The following is an 18,266-nucleotide window of genomic DNA, read 5'->3' as shown; positions in this document are numbered from 1 at the left end:
GGGCTTTATGCGTGCTGTGAGCCGCCGCGCATCATCGCCAGCGATGCAGCTGTGCCATTGAGCTGGAAGTCATATTCCTTGACTACCTTCATGACGGCGCGGCGGGTTTCGTCCGTGTGTTTGCCCTTGTTATGGAGCACACGCGAAACCGTGGACATCGAAACTCCGGCCTTGCGCGCCACGTCGGCAATGGTAATCCGCTGGCGTGCGCTGCCCGGCGTATAGTCTTCGTTGCTGTCTTCCGACTTTTCCAGCGCCTCGATGATGGTGTTGAGCTGATGCCAGATCTCGCGGTCATCGATCGTCATGCGTTCGGAGATTTCCGGACCGGTCATGCCCTGCGCGATCAGGTCGAGGATCTCCATCTGGCGCAGATCGAGGTTGGCGCGGGGCATGCGCTCAGCCAGACGCGTCGTAATGTGCTGTGGCAGATAACGTTCTCCGGCATGGACCTGGCGGATAGCGTCGATGATCTCCTCATCAGACGAGGCCTTCAGAACGTATCCCTGGGCGCCGGCCTTTACTGCCTGGTAGATGTCCTCATCGCTCTCATAGCTGGTGATGACCACCACCCGCGCCTGACTGCCTGTCTGCCGAAGTGCCTTGAGTGTCTCGATACCGTTTTTCTTCGGCATGCGGAGGTCCAGCATGACGACATCGACGGCGGGATTGCCACCAGTCAGTACAGCCACGGCCTGTTCTCCGTCTGCCGCGCTGCCCACGACTTCCATATCGGGATAGGTTGCCAGCATGCTGGCCAGACCGGCGCGGACAACAGGGTGATCGTCTGCAATTAAAATCCGGATCCGGGATGCAGTAAGCGTTTCCGAGGTGCTAGACATCTGTGATGTTCTCCTGACTTTTGCGTTTTCTATATGTCAGACGTAGAAACCATGGCTGGCGTTCTGGATTTGGTACTTCTACCCGAATTTGGCTGCCGCCGCCAGGGTCGCTTCGGACTTCGAGGGTGCCGCGGATCAATTCTGCCCGGCGCCGCATTCCGGAGAGCCCAAAGCCGCCGGAGTCTGCTCGCGGCACAAACCCGATGCCATTGTCTTCCACTACCAGAATAATGGAGCGCTCTCCATATTCCACCTCAATATGAATCCGCGTGGGATGTCCATGCTGGATGGCATTCGAGATGGCCTCCTGCCCGATACGGAAGAGGGAATCGAGCATGTGGAGGGGAAGTGGGCGTGCTTCGCCGCGCACGCGGATATCGATCGCGATCTGGCCGCGGGCTACGATGCGCCGGGCTGTCATTTCAAGCGCTGCGACCAGCCCTCTGGACTCGATGGCTTCGGGCCGCAGCGTAGTGATGCTGCGCCGGGCCTCGTCATGGCTGTGACGAACGAGATCGGTGGCGATCTTCAGGTCTTCGAGCAGATACGGTACATCGATTTCCACATCCTTTTTTGCCAGCCTGTTGCGGATCGCGCGCAACTGGAAGCCGATTCCGGCGAAACTCTGGGCCAGGGTATCGTGCAGCTCGTTTGCCAGCCGCTCGCGCTCGCGGATCACCGCATGCAGGCGCCATTTCTCGGCACGGCTGAGCAGCATCTGCACGACGAATCCCAGGGCCAGCATGACGATGGCCATCAGGATCAGGTGTTCCGGACTCCACCAGGGGGGACCGTCGATGATCTTTACATCCTCGGGCGAGCTTACAAGGAGTGCGAACGGCACCATATCATTCGTGTATTCCGAGCCAAGGACGCAGATGCCTCGAATGCGGATCGTGCTGTGCCTGTCCAGGCTGCGGAAGCGCGCTGTGGCCTCGGGTGTATCGGCGATGGCGCGAAAGGTCTGCATCCCATCATGCATGCTGATCAGGCTGCCCTGCGTCCCATAAGGCTCGATACTGTCGAACTGTCCCTGCACCTCAAGGTACATGTCGGAATACATGCCGGTTGCCGCCTGATCCGCAGTGACAGAGGAGGGTGGCAGCGGAGACGTGCCTCCGATGCGGCTTGCCATAGCCCGGGTGATCAGCACTATAAGCCCTTGCGGGTGAGCTTCGCCCTCTACTTCCACTTCGTCGCCCAGGCGCAGAATCGTCGGGCGGTCCAGCTGTACCAGCGCACCTCCGCTACGGTCCTGGACGTACAGACTGGGGGTCGTGCTGGTGACCACGCCGTGTATCGTGACATGCTCAGGCCGGCTCGTGGAAAGCATGCGAAGACTGCGAATCGAAACGGCCTGATGCGCAGGCGTCGATTCACTTATCAGCGATGGGGGCACTTCATTGGTCGAAGAAGGCATCGAGCCCTGGCTGGTGGGATAGACCATCATGTGCGGCGTCGGCGCTGGAGGGCCGGCGTTCTCCGGCAGTTCCGTGATCCGCACATTTTTCCACATACCACCTGCGGCCACGGAGCGCAGTCCGACTTTGCCCGCGGTCAGGCAGTGGGGATCTTCCGCGCGGATCTGCGTGGCTCCGGGTGCGTCGATGCCCCGGGCGTCGGCTGTGATGGTGCAGCCCTGCACAGACAGGCGCAGGTGATACCAGCGTCCTGGCACGATGCCTCCGGGAAAATGCTGCGGAGGGAATTCAGTCCAGCCATGGTTAGCGCGTCCGAGCACGAGCGTGTTGTCGAGCGTGCGCAGGCCCGCATAGTAGCCGCTGTAGGCATCCACACCGCGTTCGGTATCGCTGACACGTGCGATCAGGCCCGTATCGCCTCCACCGATCAGCTGGATGTCGGCTTCCACCACGTAGGAGCGCCAGCGATTCGAACCGGTGACGAGTTTTGCCCCGCGTTCTTCCGAGTCGTTTCGTACTCCGCCCTCTGCGGTGTGCCAGCTTCCGCCGTAGGCTGTCCAGCCATCCATTTGTCCGGAGGCGAAGGTGTCGTGATACGGCAGCCCAATCGAGCGGCTGTGCAGGAGGAGTGCTGCTCCGGCGCTGAGCAGCAGCAGGCCGCAGACAATTCCAACAGCGAGTCCACGCCGTTTCCGCTGGATTCCAGCTGTGAGGGCTGTGGTCATGGCTCGCGGCTCCAATCGACATTGATCAGCGCCCGGGATTCGTACGAGTCGAGATTCTCTGCGGTCAGCAGGGTCGGCTCCAGGTAGATGTAGGGCGGTGTGCTGCCTCGCGGCGCGGCCAGAGATTCCATGGCCCGATAGCCCATCTCATAGGTATTGATAGCCACCAGCGAGTCGATAGCCCCCTGCCGCACCAGGTTGGCCAGCTCTACGCTCTGTTCATAGCCGATTACCTTTACCTTGCCAACCTGTCCCTGGGCTCTCAGCGCTACATAAGCGCCTCCCGCGGCTGCGGAGGAGACTGCGAAGATGCCGTCCAGGTGCGGGTCGTCATGCAGCACATCGTCAGCCCGCTGTTGAGCCTCTGTCTGGTTGTGCGTTCCAAATCGCCGTTCGGCGATGACAACTCCGGGGAAGTCGTGTTCGAGCGTTGTTTCAAAGGAGTGCACCATGGCAAGGGTGCTCAGCGATTCCGGTGGTATCCCCAGAATCGCGATTCTTCCATGGCCGCCGAGAATCTGTCCCATGCGCATCGCGGCCATGCGTCCACTCGTCAGGTCGTCGTTCACGATATAGGTGAGATTCGGCCCGGGCGGCAGATCGAGCGGCGAAGCCACGATCACGGTGCGCACGCCCTTGTGGATGGCACGCTGCACCGGGGCCATCAGCGCGATGGCCTGGTCAGGCGCAAGAATCATTGCCGGATATTTTTCTTCGACGACACGGTCGATCAGCGCAGCCTGCTGCTGAATATCGTCTTCGCTCGTCGGCGCATTCCAGTACACCTGGAAGCCGTGATGGCGTGCAGCAAACTCTGTGCCGGCATGCTCCGCTTCCCAGATGGTAAGAGCGGTTGTCTGTGGGATAACGGCCACACGCATAGGAGAGGAGTGGCAGCTCACCAGCGGGGCGAGCGCTCCCATTAAAAAAAGAAAAGCGGCCCTCCGGGGCCAGGACGAACGGGGAGTCGGCATCATGGGAAAGACGTTCCCAAGTGTAACTCCGCGCACCCGCCCATTTCTCTTCTCCGAAAGGGCGGGTGGTGGGTCTGTCATCCCCTAAAAGTGGAAGTGGTAGCGGAATTCCCCGTAGATCTGCCGGGGATCGTTGTAGTGGAAGCCGCCGAAGGTCAGGCTGTTATCCAGCAGCACCCGCGTATTGGCGATATTTAACAGGTTCACCGAAAGGCTGTACTTTTCGGCGAAGGTTTTGCCGAGTGCTATATCCGCCGTGGTGTGAGCGGGCAGGTAGTTCCCTGAATATGGTGATGGAGGATCGGTGTAGCCGTTCGAAAATCCCGAGCCGTAATACACGTTGAAGGCTCCGGTGATCTGGTGCGGCAGCTTGCCGTTGAAGCCCACGTTGAGCGTGTTGCGCTGGTCGTGGTCGAGCGCGCTGTATCCGGGAGCCACGGCGCAGGCCGAAGGATCGTCCGGGTTGTAGCAGATGAGTCCGCCGGTGATCGGTCCGATCTGCTGCGCGATCTGGTTCGAGTAGGCGAGATGAAACTGCCCATAATGCCAGAGCTCGGGCGAGCGCAGTGTGAGCTCCCATCCCTGAATCAGCGCGCCCTGCACCGTTACCGGGATGAAGATGCTCGATTCGCCGATGTTGCTGTGGTCGAGGAAGTTGTTGGCCCGCGTCTGGAAGGTGTCTGCGTCCAGCAGCCAGCCCCTGAAGGGAATCTGCAGGCCGAACTGATGCTCTTCATCGCGCTCGCCGCGCAGCGGAGTGAAGCTGGTGTTGGTCGAGTTGGCATAAGCCAGTGCCGGGCCGGTGATGCTGGTGAGCGGCGGCGGCTGGTAGTAGTGTCCGTAAAAGCCGCGCAGCACCCAGTTCAGCTTCGGGATCAGCACGGCTGCGCCGATGCGCGGATAGATCGCATTTTCGCTGATCGTGCCCTGAAAGTGCGTCTGCCGTTCTCCGCCGATCAGCGTGAGCCATGAGGTTGGTTTGTAGTGATCTTCGAGAAAGGCTTCCTCGACGCCTGCGAGTACGCTCTGACTCTGCGAGAAATTCGCATAGCTGCCGTCGTTGAAGGTGGTCGCAAAGAGATCGTTCTCGTGCTGCGCATAGCCGTATACCCCGCCTGTGATCGTGTTTCTGGCGATCACGGTGCTGGCCGAAGCCTGTAGTCCGGCATAGTTTCCTGTCTCATCTACCTTTGTTGCAGTCGGCAGATCGTTCGCGCTCGGATCATAATCGGCATCATTGTAGTGGTAGAAGGGCGAGACCTGCGCCAGCGTTGTCGGACTCCACGTATGAACCCAGGTGAAGGCGGTGTAGCCGTCGGTTTCGTGCTCGCCGTCGCGCAGCCCGCTCGAGTCGTAGAGCTGGTTCTGCCAGTCATTCGGATTGGGATCGTAGGGGATCTGGTAGTAGTCGGTGCGCAGCTGATTGATGAGGCGCAGCTGGTTCGCCGGATCGTGATTGTAGATCAGCGACGCAAAGCCGCCGTAGCCGTTTTCGGCGTCATGCACCGGCTTTTCAGTCGCAGGCTGCAATCCGTAGTCCGAACGGTTGCCGTTCAGACTGGTGAACCAGGCAAAGCGCTCGGTGTGATCGCCGAAGCTGATCTGGTTGTTGGTCTGGTAGAAGTTTCCCAGCGTCATCACCAGTTCGCCCTCGCGGTCGCGCTCAAAGCCCGATCGCGGTTCCACGTTGAAGACACCATAGGTGCGGTCGCCGACGCCTGCGCCGTAGCTGCCGCGCTCCACTTCAATCGTGTCGATGTCCTTCGGATCGATCTGCGGCGCAATGTTGCTGGCAATGTTCGTATTCGGAATGTTTACTCCATCGATCATCCAGCTGAGCTCGTGGCCACCGCGCATGTGCAACATGTCGTGAGTCATGTAGGCACCCGGCACGTAGTCGGTGATCATTGCCATGCTGTTGGTGCGGTCGGCGCCTGGGGTGCTGGCAATGTCCGTGCGATTGATCATCGTTGTCGGGGTAAAGGAGTCCGCATGGATTGACTGCGTCTCTTCATGCAGCGTCGTGGTCTGCGTTACGGTTCCGAGCGCCAGCTGGCAGTGAAGAATTTCCGCAGAATCGGCTGTGACGTTCACGGTTTCGGCGAAATCTGCAAAGCCGGAGCTGGATACGGTTACGGTGTATGTCCCGATGGGGACCGAGGGAATACGGAATGCGCCGTCGTTACCGGAGACAACAGCGAATTTCAGATCGGAATAGGCTGCGTGCACCTGCACGCGCGCACCGGCGATGGGACGGTGCGCGGGATCATGCACTACGCCCTGAATCTGTCCGAAGACAGAGGCCCGTGCCGGGAGCGCGGGGAGAAAAAATGGTAATAGAAGAGCAGATAAGACAAAGAGCAAGCGAGGAGCGGGCAGAAAAAATAGAGATCGATGAACGGATCGTTGCGGCTGTAGCAAGAGACGGCTGAGAAATCGTTGTAGCAAGAGCGGGCCTCCGCCGTGAAAAACTCACGGCTCTCATATATCCATGACTGTTACAAATCAGAGAGGATGCGCATCCGCACGCAGGCACGGGGAAACACGCCTGTGAGCCGATAACACTCTGAAAGACAGGAGGGGTTAGCTGAGCGAGGGAGGTCCGCGCTTCTGCCGCGCGCGATCGTAGGAGATGCGCTGTTGCGCTTCGGTCTGCGGTGTGATCGAAGCATGCTGCTGCACGCCGGCATAGATGGCTGCTGCGGTCGAAGGCTGGAAGGAAGGAAGTACGATGATCGAAAGCGCCGCCGGCATATAGGGGCACTTCTCGCTGATGATGCCGAAGCCACGCTGCGCATTTTCGGGATTCACCATCCCGGCCATCATTGCGCAGTGGTGTTTGCCAGCTCTGCGGCAGCAGGCTGGGAGGTTGGCCTCCGCAGCTGCTTCACCGAAGAACCCCGCAAAGATGGGGAACATCAGGAGCAACAGCATCGGAATGGCAACAGCGCGGCGCATGACTCGGTTCGAGCATACACCACGCTGCTGCGCGCAGGGCGAATCGCCTTCGGTCGGGATGACAGCAGTTTTGCTCTCTATGTATCGGCCTTTTGCTCTGTGCCGATACAACATGCACCGTTTGTGTCGATACGCCTTACTCCTGCGCGTAGTACCCCTGCCGCGTCTGTACGATCTGATCCTTCTTCTTTGGTTCGAGCGTGATGCGGTGATAGCCGCCGCCAGCTACGCTCTTGTCCGGCGTGTAGCCGAGGATGTACTGGCTGCGAAGCTCTTCGGCAATCTGTGAGTAGATATCGTCGAAGTTTTCTTTCTTTTTCACTTCGAACATGCGGCCACCGGTTTCGGCGCAGATCTGCTCGAGAACTTTCTTGCCGTCTACCGACGACTTCTCCTGCCGCTGGCCGCCTCCACCCCCGCCGGGATAACCTCCGCCGCCGCTGCCTGGCCATCCACCGACGCTGCCTGGCCAGCCCATGCCGCCGCCGCGATGTCCTCCGGGGAATCCGCCGCCGTTGTTGTTATTGTGCTGCTCGCTTTTGAAGTACATCGCGTAGACCACGGTGTCGGCTCGCTGCGCGGCCTCGATCGCGGTGTGCAGCGTTTCCTTGCTGCCGCGATCCTCGCCGTCTGTCAGCACGATAAGCGCCTTGCGGCCCTTCTCTTTGCTCATCAACTCGTCCGAGGCAAGATAGATGGCGTCGTAGAGCATGGTGCCGCCGCCGTTCATCCGCCGCCCATGGTTGTTGTTGTCACCGCTGTTCTGGTCCGGGTCGCTGCCTCCGGAGGGATCGCCATTCGAGGGGTTGAACTGCGGCGAGTCGAGATGGTCGAGCGCGCGCTCCAGCGTCTGCTTGTTCGAGGTGGGATCGGCCAGCAGGTCGACCTCGCGATTGAACTCGACGAGAAAGGCGCGATCCTTGCTCTGCGACAGCATCTGGTCGAGGAATTTCTGACTGGCTGTGCGCTCGTCGCCGATGGCGTCGCGCAGGCTTCCGCTGGTATCCACGAGCAGGCCCAGGGTCAGCGGCAGATTGGGGTCGATGTTGAAGTACTTGATGGTCTGCGGATGGTTGTCATCCTGCAGCGTGAAGTCGTCCTTGGTGAGATTGGGGACGATCTTGCCGTGCTTGTCGCGCACGGTGACGGCCATGGTCACCACTTTCACATCGACATGCAGCGTTGTCGCCGGAGCATTGTCCGGGGAGGTGTTCGTGGCAGGGGTAGCGTGCTTGGCCTCCTGCGCAAAGGGCAGGGGAGTGGCCATGAGCAGGGCAAGGGAGCAGGCGGCGGCTTTCAGCGCGGTCATAGACGATTTCTGGAGGGCCGCGTATGTACTTCCCGGCCCAGCCATTAGACGAGAGAAATCTCTACTAAGCTGCAGTCCGCTAATTTGCCGCCGGCGCAATCCAGGGAGCCATGCCTTCGCCTACCAGCCGCTCCAGTTCCTGCTGGTCCTTGCTGGTATCCATCGACTTCCAGAAGCCGTGGTGCAGGTAGGTATAGAGCTGCCGCTCGGCGGCAAGACGAGGCAGGACGTCGGACTCGAGGTTTGTGCCCTGCCAGAACTCTGCTGCGGCCTTTTCGAAGACGAAGAAGCCGGCGTTGATCCAGTAATCGTGAATCACAGGTTTCTCGGCGAAGCGGTCGACCTGCTGCCCGGCGTTGAAGTGCACGGTGCCGTACTGCGAGCGCAGCGGGACAGAGGTTACGGTGGCGAGGCCGCCCTTTTCTTCGTGGAAGCGCAGCAAGGCATGGAGGTCGACGTTGCCCAGGCCGTCGCCGTAGGTGGCGAAGAATTTATCTCCCACGCGGTCGAAGCAGGAGCGGATGCGCTCGCCGGTATCGGCCTCGAGCCCGGTGTCGACAATGTCGATCTTCCACTCCGGAAAGCGGCCGTCGAAGTAGTCGTAGAGCATCTCTTTGCGGTGCCCCGCGGCCAGCACAAAATGGCGCACGCCTTGCGCCGCGTACACGTGCATCAGGTGCACCAGCACCGGGCGGCCGTGAATGGGCATCATTGGCTTGGGGAAATATTCGGAGAACGGATAGATGCGCGAGCCTTTGCCTCCGCACAGGATGACTACGGAAAGGTCGCCGGGTACTGCTTTCTGCGATGCGTTCAAGGACAACGTCTCCGCGGCAGGTCGTGGGCAGCCGCACATTTCTTTTGAAAATGATCTAATAGACATCTTAGTACCATGCGTTTCGCCGTTCTTTGTGCCATGGCGTTTCGCCGGATTTTCAGGTGTGTTGGAGAGGTTCGTTTGGCGGGATTCTGGAAGGGCAAGCGCGCGTTCGTAACCGGTGCCACGGGGCTGCTGGGAGGCTGGCTGGTCAAGGCGCTGCTGGAGCAGGAAGCCGAGGTTACCGTGCTGCTGCGCGATCCGGCGCCGAAGAGCATCTTCGCCCGCGAAGGCATGCTGGAACGCGTGGATGTGGTCGCGGGCGAGCTGGAATCCTTTGCCACCATGCAGCGCGCCATTGCCGAGTATGCGCCGCATACCGTCTTTCACCTGGCCGCGCAGCCGCTGGTCGGCGTAGCCAAGCGCGATCCCATGGGCACGCTGCGCGCGAACGTCGAAGGCACCTGGAACCTGCTTGAGGCCTGCCGCATCTCCGCACCGGCCGACGCGCCGCCGAATATCCTCGTTGCGTCTTCAGATAAAGCCTACGGATCGAGCGAGAATCTGCCCTACCTCGAAACTCATCCCCTGCAGGGACGCTATCCCTACGATGTCTCGAAGTCCTGCGCCGATCTCATCACGCAAATGTATGCCGCGACCTACGGTCTGCGCGCCGTAGTCGCCCGCTGCGGCAATCTCTTCGGCGGAGGCGATCTGCACTGGAGCCGCACCTTTCCCGGCGTCATCAAGGCCACGCTGGAGAACGAGCCGTTCCTCATCCGCAGCGATGGCCACTACGTCCGCGATTTTCTCTATGTGAAGGATGCGGCGGAGTCCTATCTGCTGCTGGGCGAAAAGCTCACCGAAAACCCGGCGCTGGCTGGCGAAGCCTTCAACTTCTCGCTCGGCGAGCACCTGACCGTGCTCGAAATCGTCGAAACGACGCTTGGTATCATGGGCCGCACCGACCTCAAGCCGGTGATCCAGAACATCGCCAGCGCGGAGATCCGCGAGCAGCACCTCGATGCCTCGAAGGCGCGCAAGCTGCTCGGCTGGGAGCCGAAGTACGCAATGCCTGAGGCTATTCGTGAGACGGTCGAGTGGTACCGCGAGTATTTCCAGAGCACTGCAGGCTGAGCGCTCTGTCGCGGGCACCTGGGAGATTTCAGTCACCCAAAATCATCTGAGAGCTGCGGAGTGACACCTGCAACTCTTGGGCGCATACTACGTCTATAGGAGCGGGACTTGTCCCTCTCCGGGAGCCGTCCATGCGCTACCTGCCTCTTTCCCATCGCCTGCCTGCGTCGCTGGTGTTGGCCTCTTTGGCCTTCGCCGCGCCCGCCTGCGTCTATGCCCGGCAGACCTCGGCACAGAGTGGCACCTCAGGTACGCAGAGCACATCCCCGTCTGGCACCTCTTCGTCAGGTACGTCCCAGTCGGGCAACGCGCAATCCGGCAGCAGTTCCCAGACCACTGGCTCCAGCTCTTCCAATAACTCCGGCCAGAGCACGCAGCAGCAGTCCCCTCAGGTTCAGAACGCTCCCATCAAGAACACGCCGGTCGATGCGCCATCGAAGGCCCCATCCGATTCCACGCCTGTGACTCCGGATGGCAGCTCGACCTCTACGGCGAAATCCGACAGCAACAGCAAGAATGTGCCCTCAAGCGGGGATGTGGTCCCCATGCGCCAGGCTAATCCCGACGGCACCATGCCGGGCGTCAAGAAGGGAACTATCGAAGATGTGAACGCGGTAGGTACGCGCAACATCGGCGGCCGCGGCATGGGTAACTGGTACTCCACCGAGTCCGAAATCAAGATGGGCAAGTCCTATGCCATGGAGCTCGAGAAGAGCACGAAGTTCATCACCGATCCGGTTGTCACGGAGTACGTCAACCGCATCGGCCAGAACATCGTGAAGAACTCCGACTGCAAGGTACCCTTCACCATCAAGGTCATCGATACCGACGAGATCAACGCCTTTGCGCTGCCCGGCGGTTTCTTCTACGTCAACTCCGGTCTTATCCTTGCGGCTGACGAAGAGGCCGAGCTGGCCGGTGTCATGGCTCATGAGATCGCCCACGTCTGCGCGCACCACGCCGCCCGTGAGATGACCCGCGCCAATTATGCGCAGATCGGCACTATCCCGCTCATCATGATCGGCGGCTGGACCGGCTATGGCATCTATGAAGCCGCGAACGTCGCCATTCCGATTACGTTTATTGAATTCTCCCGTGAGTTCGAGGCCCAGGCCGACTACCTCGGCATCCAGTACATGTACCGCGCCGGTTATGATCCGCAGGCCTTCATCACCTTCTTCGAGAAGATTCAGGACCTCGAGAAGCATAAGCCCGGAGCCGTGGCGAAACTCTTCTCCGACCATCCGCAGACCCCGGATCGCATCGCACACTCGCAGGAAGAGATTGCCACCATCCTGCCCGCGCGGGATGAATACATGGTCACGACCTCGGAATTCGATGACGTGAAGGCGCGGCTGGCCCGCATCGAGAACAAGCGCCGTCTCACCAACGGCAAGAATGGACAGAAGCCAACGCTTCGTAAAGTCAGCACCAACGATCCGAACTCCAGTACCGATGACGAGCGCCCCACGCTCCACCGCCGCGACGACACCGGCAGCACGACCAGCGGCTCGGACAGCAGTTCCGGTTCCAGCACGGGTTCTACCTCCGGCAGCAGCACTGGTTCCGGCACAGGCAGCACCACTGGTACTACTCCTTCAAGCCCCAACCAGCAGTAACGAGCTGTCGGACGCATCTTCCGTGCTGCTTTCGTAACTGTCTAAGTCGTTACCTGGCAACAATTTGTATTACTACTTTCTGCTTGGGAGCAGGGCGAAATCGCCGTATGCTGAAATCACAGCTTCCGGCTTAAGTGTCTCCCCCTGTCCGCAGCCGGCCTATGAACCTGGCGAGGCATCGTACCCACATGGCTACCAGCTCCATTGCCAACGGCAATCTCCCCGTTTCCCAGCCTGCTGTTTCTTCCGGCAGCGCGCCGCTTGTCTCCTGCGATGAGCGCATCTTCCGCGAGAACTTCAATCGTTTGCCATTCGAGGTGGCGCATCGCTTCAGCGGGCATCCGCTCTTTGAACTTTCCCGCCTGGTCGAGCTGGCGAACGAGATCACTTCGCGCAACGACCCGCACCGTCCCCATGGTGATGCCTATTGCCTCATCGGCAATCCCAGCCACGCGGACAAAGCCCTCGAAACCTCGAAGCCAGTCCGTGAGGTGCGTGAGACGATCGAGCAGATCGAGAAGGCCAACGGCTGGATCATGCTCAACCATGTGGAGCGCAATCCGGCGTATCAGAAGATTCTTGAGGACGGCATCGCCGATGTGCTGCAGCTTGCCGGCCGTCAGGTGAAAAACAAGATCAAGTGGTTTGAGTCAATCATCTTTATCACCTCACCGGGCCGTTCGACGCCCTATCACGTGGACCGCGAGTGTGCGTGGCTGCTTCAGATCCGCGGCGACAAGGAGATCCACTTCTTCCCACGCTCGAACAAGGCAGCCGTGCCGGATGAGGAGCTGGAGCGCTTCTGGGCGGTCGACAACCAGGCGGGTGTTTACAAGCCCGAGCTTGAGGACCAGTCCATGGTCTTCATGATGAAGCCGGGCACCGGCACGCATATCCCGGTTAACACCGGTCACTGGCTCAAGAACGGCAACGATGTTTCCATCTCGATGAACATCAACTTTGTCTTCCACGACCGGCTGTGGGGCAATATTTACAAGGCGAACCACATGCTGCGCCAGCGCGGCCTGAAACCGACGCCTCCGGGGCAGAGCGCCTTCAAGGATGCTGTCAAGGGCGCAGCCTGGTCGGCGATGCAGCGGGTCAACGGTGCGATCAAGAAAAAACCTTACCAGCCGCAGATCGCGAAAGAGCAGAACGAGCGCATTTTCAAACAGATGGAAGGCCGCTGGTAGCTGGCTGTCACGGGCATCTGCGCCTTTGGCGCGTCTCTCATGGTTTGAAATAAAGCAAAGGGCTGGCATCTCGGGATGCCAGCCTTTTGTATCTCATACTGCGATAGATGGTGTTCTAAGCGGTTTTGAGACGATGCACTATGGTCAGTACGAAAAGATTATCCCGGTAAGCGAGGCACGGATGTCTGTCCGCATGTGGAATGTATCAATGCTCTTCTGGAACATATTGGGAGCAGTCGTATATCTGGTCGCTGCTTCTCATGGATGGGTAATTCCGGCAGAGCGTGACGCGGGAATTCACGCTGTGACAGGAGAACCGTTCGTTTGGTTTGCAGCGATTGCTCCAGTTTTAGCCTTGTTTTTGCTTACGAACCTGATCTGGGTGATCGTAATTTCAGTGCGCAGGCAATGGAAGCACTCACGCATGTGGTTTCTAGGATTTCCAATCTGGATTACTGCAATTATTGTTGATTTTGCGCACCATGGTTAATGCGCAAAATCAGCACTTCTTGCATTTAGCAAGGATGGCCTGCTGCAGCCGCTCGCGCATGGCGTTGGGCAGCTCGTAGATTTCGTGCTTTCGATAGACCTCGATGGTCTTGCGCGTCGTGCTGAGGGTCACTTCGCAGTGTTCGCAGCCGCGCAAGTGCTCTTCCAGGTCGGCGCGCATCTCCACCGACACTTGGTTGTCGATCAGGTCATCGAGCTGAGCCAGAAACTCGGAGCACGTCACTTTGCACCATCCTTACCGTTTTTGCGGAAGTAGCGGCTAAGCCGCTCCCGCAACTGGAGTCGCGCCCGCAGCAGGCGAGACTTCACCGCCGGAATACTTAAACCCAGGGTCTCGGCCGTTTCCTCGGTCGAAAGCCCATCCACATCGCGCAGCACAAAGACGACGCGGAACCCCGGGGGCAGTCCCTGGATCGTCTTGCGCAGAATCTCCGCCATCTCCGACTGCCCATACTGGGCCTCCGGGTCCGGGCTCCAATCGGCCAGGTCGCGGGGCATGGAGCCTTCATCCGTCTCCACATCCTCGTCGATCGAGACCATTTTGCCGGTCCGCCGCTTCCGGAGCCGCATCAGCGACTCGTTGACGGCGATACGCACCAGCCAGGTGTAAAACTTCGAGTTGCCCTGGAACTGGTCCAGCTTCTCGTAGGCCTTCAGAAACGCATCCTGGACCACGTCCTCTGCGTCTTCGCGATTTTGAGTGATGTGCTGCGCGATCCGGAAGACCTGGCGGTCGTACTGACGCACCAGTTTCTCGAATGCATGCACATCCCCCGCTCGCGCCTGTTCGACCAGCAGAACGTCCGGGTGAATCTCTTCCGTGCCTTGTGTTTGGATCGTTGCCATGCGAGATAGTTGCAGAAATTCAACAGAAGTGGGAAACGCTCCCGGCTCTGTGAACTCCTTCAGGTCATCCTATATCTCTCCGGTGTCTCACGGCAAAGGAGTTGCCGGGTCGGGCTTCGAATCCGGCCATTAAGGAACAGTGGATGCCTGGATTGCGTATAGTCGGGTACGGTCCTGGAATGGGTTTGGGGCAGGAGTGTGCATGAAGATCAATCGTCTGCAAGGTATTGTGCTTTCAGCAGTCTGCCTGTTTGCAGTCCAAACCTGGGCCCAGGCTTCGGCACAGCTTCCAGTTCCAGACCTCGCCCTCCGCGGCGCGCGGGTCTATGCGAATCCGCAGGCCGCTCCGATCGATAACGCCGTGGTCCTCATCCATGACGGCCATATCGCTGCCGTCAGTTCTGCTTCGGCCCTTACTGTTCCCTCTGGTGTTCGTGTCCTCGATTGCTCGGGGAAGATCATTGTTGCCGGCTTCTGGAACAGCCACGTCCACTTCGAGACTGGCTGGGACGATGCTGCCCATGCTCCGGTCGCTCAGCTGGAAGGGCACCTGCAGCAGATGCTCACACGCTGGGGATTCACCACGGTCTGGGACCTCGGCTCTGTCCCGGAGAACACGCTTGCCTTGCGCAGCCGCATTGAATCGGGCGAGATTCCCGGGCCGCAGATTCTCATGGCCGGGGACATCTTTCCGCTCCACGGTCATCCTGTGTACCTCCCTGCCAGTCTCCAGCTTCCCGAGGCGGCTACCCCGGATCAGGCCCGGGAGATGGCCGAGCGCTATCTTCACATCCCGCTCGACGGCATCAAGCTCTTTACCGGCGCCTTTATGGGGGATGCGCCGGTCATTAATATGCCGGAGCCGATCGCGGCGGCAGCCGTCGACGTGGCCCACGCGCAGCACAAGCCGGTCTTTGCGCATCCGCAGAACTACGCGGGTGTGGACAATGCCCTGGCTGCCGGCGTCGATATCCTTGCCCACACCATCCCCACCGAGAACGGCTTTACCCCGGCGGAGCTGGCGCGAATGAAGCAGCAGCATTCGGCGCTGATTCCCACGCTTACCCTGTGGACGACGGTCGTCCATAATCCTGCGGTCTCCGCGCATCTGGTCGATTCCGGAGTATCCGAGCTGAAGAGCTGGGCTGCAGCTGGGGGAACGGTGCTTTTCGGCACCGATGTGGGTTTTCAGTCGGTCTACGACACCACGCAGGAGTATCAGTTCATGGGCCGCGCGCTCGGTTGGCGTGAGATTCTCGCCTCGCTCACCACCGCGCCCAGCGACTACTTCCATCAGCCGCAAAAAGGCCGCATCGAGCCGGGAAGTGTTGCCGATCTCGTCGTCCTCGACGGTGACCCAGCCACCGACGTTGCCAACCTGGCACGCGTTCATACAGCGATCCGAGGCGGGAGGGTGATTTACGAGGAGACGCCTGCGCGCTGACGGCTGCCAATTGCCCGCCCCCGCAGCCTCCGGCTACACTGAGGGTTCGGTTATAAGCAGGACGGAAAGGTCAGGCACTCGATGTTAGTTGTCATGAAGGCGCAGGCCACGCCCGAGGAGATTCAGGCGGTCTGCGATCAGATCACCCGCCTCGGATTCCGGGCGCATCCTCTGCCGGGCGCTCAGCGCACCGCCATCGGCATCACCGGTAACAAGGGGCAGGTAGAGGCAGGCAGCCTCGAAGAGCTTGCCGGCGTTGCCGAAGTCATCGCCGTTTCGAAGCCCTACAAGCTGGTCAGCCGCGATGTCAAAGCGGACAACACCGTCATCACCTTTCCGGGGACGAACGCGACCATAGGCGGTCGCGACCTGGCGGTGATCGCCGGGCCCTGCTCGGTCGAGTCGCGCGAACAGGTCTTCGCCGCGGCCGAGCAGATTTCTAAGGCCGGCGCCCAGTTCTTTCGCGGAGGTGCTTTCAAACCACGCACTTCGCCGTACGCCTTTCAAGGATTGGGTGAAGAAGCGCTGAAGCTGCTCGCCGAGGTTCGCGAGCGCTATGGACTGCGCATCGTGACCGAGGCCATCGATACCGAAGCTCTGGAGCTGGTCGATCACTACGCCGATGTCATTCAGATCGGCGCCCGCAATATGCAGAACTACTCGCTGCTGAAGGCTGCCGGCCGCAAGCGGAAGCCTGTTCTGCTGAAGCGCGGTCTGGCTGCTACGCTCGAAGAGTTCCTCATGGCCGCCGAATACGTCATGAGCGAGGGCAATTACCAGGTTGTTCTGTGCGAGCGCGGCGTCCGCACCTTCGCCGATCACACCCGCAACACGCTCGACCTCAGCATCGTGCCTGCGGTGCAGCGGCTCAGCCATCTGCCCATCATCGTCGACCCGAGCCACGGAACCGGCAAGCGCAACAAGGTCCTGCCACTGGCTCGCGCTGCGGTCGCCGTCGGCGCGGATGGACTCATGGTCGAGGTGCATCATTCGCCCGATAAGGCGCTTTCCGATGGTGCACAGTCGATCTATCCCGAGCAGTTCTCAAAGCTTATGGACGAGTGCAGCCAGATCGCCAACGTGGTTGGCCGCAACATTCCGCGCGGCATCGAAGTGACGGAGACCGCCGCTGTCCGCTAGCTATCGTATGAAGAACCTGACGAGGCGGCCGCGCGTGAGCCGCCTTTGCCTTCTCGCGCTGGCCCCGCTTGTGCTGGCCGGATGCACACGCAACCACTTTCCCCAGTACCCGCCGGACTATCGCCAGTATGCCTACGTGACCAACGGCGGTTCGAATACCGTTTCGGTGCTCGACCTCGTCAATCTGCGCCAGGATCGCGTACTGCAGGTGGGGCAGGAGCCGACGGGGGTGACTGCGAGCCCCGTTCGCAATGAGGTTTATGTCGTGAATGCGGGGCCGGCCAGTGGAAATGGCTCGCTCAGCGTCATCAACGCGGAAAAGAACCAGGTCGTTGCGACCATTCCGCTGCAGAAGCGTCCGTTTTTCATCGACGTGACGCGCGATGGCAAGTTCGGCTATGTCGCCAACTCCGGTTCGAATACCGTCTCGGTCATTGACCTCGAGGCGCGCAGGGAGATTGGCGTCGTCGGCGTTGGAGAAGCTCCCGGGCTGGCGAAGATTTCCCCAGACGGCAAGTCCCTCGTTGTCACCAACCGTGATGGCGGCAGCGTCTCGGTCGTCGATCCGGTGAAGATGCGCGTCCGCGCCGTCTTCTCCGGCTGTCCGCAGGCTACGGATGCGGTCATCCTGCCCGATTCTTCCAAGGCCTTTGCCGCCTGCTCGGGAGGCCATCAGGTCATGTCTGTTGGACTGGCGAAGCCAGACAGCCCGAACGATGATGAGCATGCCGACCGGCTGCTCGCCCTCCTCGATGTGGGTAAGACCCCGGTACATCTCGCCATGAAGCCTGACGGAGGCGAGATCTTCGTCTCCAACTTCGACAGCGACTCCGTCTCTGAGATCGCTACCGGCACTAATGAGGTCGGCGGCGCCTACCTCGTCGGTGCGCACCCGGCCAACGCCATTGTGAGCGCGGACAATTCGCTGCTCTGGATCAGCAACTCCAATGCTGATTCGATCGGTGTGTATTCGATTGACGACGGACGGCTTATCAAGCCTCCGGTCCGTGTCGGCGGCGGTCCCGGCGCTCTGGCTTTCTCAGAAGATGGATTCCTGTTGCTGGCTGCCGACACTCGTTCCGGCGATGTCTCTGTCGTCCGGACCCAGAGCTATGCCTCGAACGGCTCTATTCGCATCGGCACGCTCTTTACCATGCTGCCAGCCGGTGTGCGGCCGAATGACATTGCCGTCAAAGCCTTCCACGTCCACTGATCTCCCTTCCTCTTGATGGCGGTCCATGCAGGCTGCATGGACTACTGCCGGTTTCCGTGTCTTCGGTAAATCTTTCCTGAAAAATTGAGCCTCTCCGCATCCTTCTTTTTCCAGTTGG

The 18,266-nt window shown here is 60.2% G+C and carries 16 protein-coding genes; 7 read left to right on the top strand and 9 right to left on the bottom strand.

Annotated elements, in window-relative coordinates; genetic code table 11:
• Window positions 1-5: 5 nt before the first annotated feature.
• From ESZ00_RS01940 to ESZ00_RS01910, 7 genes are all read right to left on the bottom strand, one after another.
• The gene (locus tag ESZ00_RS01940; protein ID WP_129206492.1) at window positions 6-842 is read right to left on the bottom strand and encodes a response regulator; all 837 of its coding nucleotides are present in this window, start codon (window positions 840-842) and stop codon (window positions 6-8) included.
• Window positions 835-2,988: an ATP-binding protein gene (locus tag ESZ00_RS01935; RefSeq protein ID WP_129206491.1), complete on the bottom strand. Its 2,154-nt coding sequence runs from the start codon at window positions 2,986-2,988 to the stop codon at window positions 835-837. The genes ESZ00_RS01940 and ESZ00_RS01935 overlap by 8 nt, the downstream gene beginning before the upstream one ends.
• Complete coding sequence (locus ESZ00_RS01930; protein WP_164981294.1) at window positions 2,985-3,869, bottom strand: substrate-binding domain-containing protein; 885 nt, start codon at window positions 3,867-3,869, stop codon at window positions 2,985-2,987. The genes ESZ00_RS01935 and ESZ00_RS01930 overlap by 4 nt, the downstream gene beginning before the upstream one ends.
• A gap of 177 nt (window positions 3,870-4,046) precedes the next feature.
• Entirely contained in the window at window positions 4,047-6,326 is a 2,280-nt protein-coding gene (locus tag ESZ00_RS01925; protein ID WP_268235248.1) for a TonB-dependent receptor, read from the bottom strand.
• A 219-nt stretch (window positions 6,327-6,545) separates the two neighbouring features.
• Window positions 6,546-6,776, bottom strand: coding sequence for a hypothetical protein (locus ESZ00_RS01920; protein WP_129206487.1), 231 nt, complete (start codon window positions 6,774-6,776; stop codon window positions 6,546-6,548).
• A gap of 280 nt (window positions 6,777-7,056) precedes the next feature.
• Window positions 7,057-8,229, bottom strand: a complete 1,173-nt coding sequence (locus ESZ00_RS01915) for a VWA domain-containing protein (RefSeq protein WP_129206486.1) — start codon at window positions 8,227-8,229, stop codon at window positions 7,057-7,059.
• A gap of 79 nt (window positions 8,230-8,308) precedes the next feature.
• Window positions 8,309-9,046: a sugar phosphate nucleotidyltransferase gene (locus tag ESZ00_RS01910; protein WP_164981292.1), complete on the bottom strand. Its 738-nt coding sequence runs from the start codon at window positions 9,044-9,046 to the stop codon at window positions 8,309-8,311.
• A 141-nt stretch (window positions 9,047-9,187) separates the two neighbouring features.
• Between ESZ00_RS01910 and ESZ00_RS01905 the strand changes: the two genes are divergently transcribed.
• The 4 genes from ESZ00_RS01905 (at window position 9,188) to ESZ00_RS20235 (ending at window position 13,485) form a co-directional block, all read left to right on the top strand.
• Complete coding sequence (locus ESZ00_RS01905; protein WP_229740892.1) at window positions 9,188-10,183, top strand: GDP-mannose 4,6-dehydratase; 996 nt, start codon at window positions 9,188-9,190, stop codon at window positions 10,181-10,183.
• Window positions 10,184-10,314: 131 nt separating this feature from the next.
• Window positions 10,315-11,802, top strand: coding sequence for a M48 family metallopeptidase (locus ESZ00_RS01900; protein ID WP_129206481.1), 1,488 nt, complete (start codon window positions 10,315-10,317; stop codon window positions 11,800-11,802).
• Window positions 11,803-11,963: 161 nt separating this feature from the next.
• Complete coding sequence (locus tag ESZ00_RS01895; RefSeq protein ID WP_129206479.1) at window positions 11,964-12,995, top strand: transcriptional regulator; 1,032 nt, start codon at window positions 11,964-11,966, stop codon at window positions 12,993-12,995.
• 25 nt (window positions 12,996-13,020) lie between these two features.
• A complete protein-coding gene (locus ESZ00_RS20235; RefSeq protein ID WP_229740891.1) occupies window positions 13,021-13,485 on the top strand; it encodes a hypothetical protein in 465 nt (154 codons plus the stop codon).
• Between the two features lie 9 nt (window positions 13,486-13,494).
• Here ESZ00_RS20235 and ESZ00_RS01885 read toward each other — a convergent pair whose 3' ends face one another.
• The gene (locus ESZ00_RS01885; protein WP_129206477.1) at window positions 13,495-13,728 is read right to left on the bottom strand and encodes an anti-sigma factor family protein; all 234 of its coding nucleotides are present in this window, start codon (window positions 13,726-13,728) and stop codon (window positions 13,495-13,497) included.
• Window positions 13,725-14,351, bottom strand: coding sequence for a sigma-70 family RNA polymerase sigma factor (locus ESZ00_RS01880; RefSeq protein WP_129206475.1), 627 nt, complete (start codon window positions 14,349-14,351; stop codon window positions 13,725-13,727). The genes ESZ00_RS01885 and ESZ00_RS01880 overlap by 4 nt, the downstream gene beginning before the upstream one ends.
• 202 nt (window positions 14,352-14,553) lie before the next feature.
• Between ESZ00_RS01880 and ESZ00_RS01875 the strand changes: the two genes are divergently transcribed.
• From ESZ00_RS01875 to ESZ00_RS01865, 3 genes are all read left to right on the top strand, one after another.
• On the top strand, window positions 14,554-15,795 hold the full coding sequence (locus ESZ00_RS01875) for an amidohydrolase family protein (protein ID WP_129206473.1): 1,242 nt from the start codon (window positions 14,554-14,556) through the stop codon (window positions 15,793-15,795).
• 81 nt (window positions 15,796-15,876) lie between these two features.
• Entirely contained in the window at window positions 15,877-16,935 is a 1,059-nt protein-coding gene (gene aroF / locus ESZ00_RS01870; RefSeq protein WP_129206471.1) for a 3-deoxy-7-phosphoheptulonate synthase, read from the top strand.
• 34 nt (window positions 16,936-16,969) lie between these two features.
• Entirely contained in the window at window positions 16,970-18,148 is a 1,179-nt protein-coding gene (locus ESZ00_RS01865; RefSeq protein WP_229740890.1) for a beta-propeller fold lactonase family protein, read from the top strand.
• Window positions 18,149-18,266 lie beyond the last annotated feature (118 nt).

It is taken from the genome of Silvibacterium dinghuense, from assembly GCF_004123295.1.
GTDB classification, from domain to species: Bacteria; Acidobacteriota; Terriglobia; order Terriglobales; family Acidobacteriaceae; genus Silvibacterium; species Silvibacterium dinghuense.
Note: the sequence above shows the minus strand (reverse complement) of the source record. Positions and strands in the feature narration are given on the sequence as shown.